Below are 2,986 nucleotides of genomic sequence, written 5' to 3'. Positions count from 1 at the left end.
GGACCACGGCGGCGACCCCGGCGGAGATCCACGTCCTGCGGGTCGGTTTCATCGGCTCGTCCCTCCTGCTCGCGTTGTCCCTTCGACGCGCGCGGGCGTCCTCACGGTTCCCGCCGCAGCCCATGACGGAGCGCGGCGAGGTCCGGTTTGCCGTTCGGCAGAAGCGGTATCTCGGGCAGGACGACCAGTTCGGCGGGGGCGGCGTAGGCGGGCAGCCGCTCCTTGACGAAGGCGCGCAGCTCGCCCAGAGACGGGGGAGCGGGGGAGACCACGACGGCGACCACCCGCTCGCCCCACTCGGGGTCCGGGCGGCCGACCACGGCCGCGTCCGCGACCGCCGGATGCTCGGCCACGACGGCGCTCACGGCCGCCGCGACGACCTTCTCCCCACCGGTGTTGATCACGTCGTCGGCCCGGCCGAGCACCCGGAGGCGGCCGCCGTCCAGGGTGCCCAGGTCGGAGGTGACGAACCAGTCGCCGTCGCGGGCCGCGGCGGTGAGGTCGGGCCGGAGGCGGTAGCCGGAGAACAGCACGGGACCGGCCAGGCGGATCCGGCCGTCGCCGCCGATCAGCAGATCTACATTGTCAAGGGGCCGGCCGTCGTAGACACATCCGCCGCAGGTCTCGCTCATGCCGTACGTGGTGACGACCCGGGCGCCCGCGGCGCGGGCCCCGGCGAGCAGACCGGCGGGAGCGGCGGCCCCGCCCAGCAGGATCGTCCGGAACACCGACAGGTCCGCCGAGACGTCCAGCAGGCGGCGCAGCTGGGTCGGGACCAGCGAGACGTGCTCGGCGCCCGAGCCGAGCACCGCCCGCGGGTCGAAGCCGGGGTGGACGACCGGCTCGGTCCCGCCCAGCAGGGAGCGGACCAGCACCTGCAGGCCGGAGACGTGCGAGGGCGGCAGGCAGCACAGCCAGCGCTCCCCGGGCCGGGCGCCCAGGCGGGACAGGGAGGCCGCGGCGGAGGCGCGCAGGGCGGCGGCGGACAGCTGCACGCCCTTGGGGACGCCGGTCGTGCCGCTGGTGGCGATCACCACGGCCACCTCGGGCGGCACGTCCTCGCCGCCGGGCAGCGGCCGGCCGTCGAGGCGGGCGGGGCGCAGGGCCTCCAGCGTCGCCCGCAGCGCCGGGGCGGGCAGGCCGGAGGGCAGAGGCAGGAGCGCGGGACCAGTGGCGGGACCCCCGCCGCCCGCGGGACCGCTCCCGCCGAGCGCCGCGGCGACCGCCCGGAACAGCTCGGGCCCCGGCGGCAGCGTCACGGCGTGCAGCTCCCGGCCGGACCCCCCGGGGGAGGGACGGGCGGGCGACTCCACGTGCACGGGTCCGGCCATCACGGTCGTAAGGTTAGTGCCGACACGCCGGACGGGGACCGAGGGGTCCGGCACAGCGGAAGGGACGAGACGATCGTGACGATCGGCCGGGAGCTCCGGGTCTTCCGGATCCCGATGCGGACCCGCTTCCGCGGGCAGACCGTCCGGGAGGGCGTGCTGCTGCGGGGCCCGGCCGGGTGGGGGGAGTTCTCCCCCTTCCCCGAGTACGGCCCGGCCGAGTGCGCCCGCTGGCGGGCCTGCGCCGAGGAGGCCGCCTTCACCGGCTGGCCAGCCCCGCTGCGCGACCGGATCCCGGTCAACGCCATCGTGCCCGCCGTCGGCCCCGAGCAGGCCCACGCGATGGTGCGGCGGGCCGGCTGCGGCACGGCCAAGGTGAAGGTCGCCGAGCAGGGGCAGACGTTCGCCGACGACCTGGCCAGGGCGGAGGCCGTGCGCGACGCGCTCGGCCCCGGCGGCCGGCTCCGGGTGGACGTCAACGGCGCCTGGGACGTCGACACCGCGGTGGCCCGGATCACCGAGCTCGACCGCCGCTTCGGCCTGGAGTACGCCGAGCAGCCGTGCGCCACCCTGGACGAGCTGGCGCGGGTGCGCAGGCGGGTGGAGGTGCCGGTCGCGGCCGACGAGTCGATCCGCCGCGCCGAGGACCCGCTGAAGGTCAGGGCGGCCGAGGCGGCCGACATCGCGGTGGTCAAGGTGCAGCCGCTCGGCGGCGTCGCGGCCGCGCTGCGCGTGGTCGAGGCGTGCGGGCTGCCCGCCGTGGTGTCCAGCGCGGTGGAGACCTCCGTCGGCCTGGCCGCGGGGGTGGCGCTCGCCGCCGCCCTGCCGGAGCTGCCCTACGCCTGCGGCCTGGGCACCGCGGCCCTGCTGGAGGGGGACGTGGTGGACGGCCCGCTCGTCCCCGTCGACGGGATGCTCGCGGTGCGCCGCCCCCGGGTGGACGAGGCCGCGCTGGCGCGTTACGAGATCGAGTCACCCGGCTGGGTGCGACGCCTTGAGGAGGCGGTGCAGTGAACCCCGCGACCGCGCTCGCGACCGTCCTGGTCGACGAGCTGGTGCGCTGCGGCCTCACGGACGTGGTGATCGCGCCAGGTTCGCGCTCGACCCCGCTCGCGCTGGCCGCGCACGCCGAGAGCCGGATCCGGCTCCACGTGCGCCTCGACGAGCGGTCGGCGTCGTTCCTGGCCCTCGGCCTGGCCCGGCGCGGTGAGCGGCCGGTCGCCCTGATCTGCACCTCCGGCACCGCCGCGGCCAACTTCCACCCGGCGGTCATGGAGGCGCACGAGTCGGGGGTGCCGCTGCTGGTGCTCACCGCCGACCGCCCGCCCGAGCTGCGCGACACCGGCGCGAGCCAGACGATGGACCAGCTCAAGCTGTACGGCACGGCGGTCCGCTGGTTCGCCGAGGTCGGCGCCCCCGAGGAGCGCCCGGGGCAGGTCGCCTACTGGCGCTCGCTGGCCGGCCGCGCCTACCAGCGCGCGCTGGGACCGTACGACCCCGGTCCGGTCCACCTCAACCTGGCCTTCCGCGAGCCGCTCGTCCCCGACGGCGACGCCTCCTGGTGCGAGCCGCTCGACCGCGGCGCGGCCGGGCCGTGGGTCCGCGCGCGGGTGGCGCCGCCGTCCGCCGCGCTGCACCTGCCGTCGACCCGCCGGGGC

General features: G+C 77.4%; 3 protein-coding genes. 2 read left to right on the top strand and 1 reads right to left on the bottom strand.

Going from position 1 to position 2,986, the window contains the following annotated elements:
* Positions 1-101 precede the first annotated feature (101 nt).
* Positions 102-1,331: an AMP-binding protein gene (locus ACFOWE_RS26165; RefSeq protein ID WP_377292424.1), complete on the bottom strand. Its 1,230-nt coding sequence runs from the start codon at positions 1,329-1,331 to the stop codon at positions 102-104.
* Between the two features lie 75 nt (positions 1,332-1,406).
* Between ACFOWE_RS26165 and ACFOWE_RS26160 the strand changes: the two genes are divergently transcribed.
* Positions 1,407-2,342 (top strand): o-succinylbenzoate synthase, encoded by a 936-nt coding sequence (locus ACFOWE_RS26160; RefSeq protein WP_377292324.1) that lies wholly within the window; start codon positions 1,407-1,409, stop codon positions 2,340-2,342.
* On the top strand, positions 2,339-2,986 hold a 648-nt coding region (gene menD, locus ACFOWE_RS26155), incomplete at its 3' end, for a 2-succinyl-5-enolpyruvyl-6-hydroxy-3-cyclohexene-1-carboxylic-acid synthase (RefSeq protein ID WP_377292322.1). The genes ACFOWE_RS26160 and menD, both read left to right, overlap by 4 nt.

This window comes from Planomonospora corallina (assembly GCF_042650625.1).
In the GTDB taxonomy this organism is placed as follows: Bacteria; Actinomycetota; Actinomycetes; order Streptosporangiales; family Streptosporangiaceae; genus Planomonospora_B; species Planomonospora_B corallina.
The sequence above is the reverse complement of the archived record's forward strand: the minus strand, read 5'-3'. Positions and strand labels throughout refer to the sequence as shown.

What these genes read in the sequence shown, in the direction of transcription:
- ACFOWE_RS26165 (WP_377292424.1), bottom strand. Translation starts at nt 1,331, where the DNA reads ATGGCCGGACCCGTGCACGTGGAGTCGCCCGCCCGTCCCTCCCCCGGG.